1 protein-coding gene is annotated in these 531 nt (G+C 58.0%); it reads right to left on the reverse strand.

Annotation, left to right across the window (positions count from 1 at the left end):
* Positions 1-37 precede the first annotated feature (37 nt).
* The coding region (locus Pmgp_RS19400; RefSeq protein WP_282432929.1) for an acyl-CoA dehydrogenase family protein at positions 38-531 on the reverse strand (494 nt) is incomplete at its 5' end.

The raw sequence follows: 531 nt of genomic DNA on the forward strand, positions 1-531 counted from the left end.
ACCCTCTTTTTGTTGCAAGACGCTTTTTAATTATCTGCTAGCGCAGTACGCTGCCGGAGATAACCATGCGCATGACTTCGTTGGTGCCTTCGTAGATCTCGGTGATCTTGGCGTCGCGGTAGAGCTGCTCGACTTTGTGGCCTTTGATGTAGCCGATGCCGCCGTGGATCTGGATGGCTCTGTTGGTGTGCTTGGCGGCGCACTCGGAGGCGAACAGTCTGGCCATGGCTGCTTCTTTGCTGTAGTTTTTGCCCTGGTCGTAGCACCAGGCGGCGTAGTAGGTTAAAAACCTGGCAGCCTCCACGTCGGTGGCCATGTTGGCGAGCATCCACTGGATGGCCTGGAAGGAGGAGATCGGCTTGCCGAACTGCACTCTTTCTTTGGAGTAGGCGACTGACTCGTCTAAGGCGGCCTGGGCGATGCCGAGGGCCTGGGCGGCGATGCCGATGCGGCCGCCGTCCAAGGTGGACATGGCTATCTTAAAGCCCTGTCCTTCTCCGCCTAACAGGTTTTCTTTGGGCACGCGGCAGT

It is taken from the genome of Pelotomaculum propionicicum (assembly GCF_004369225.1).
GTDB lineage: Bacteria > Bacillota > Desulfotomaculia > Desulfotomaculales > Pelotomaculaceae > Pelotomaculum_B > Pelotomaculum_B propionicicum.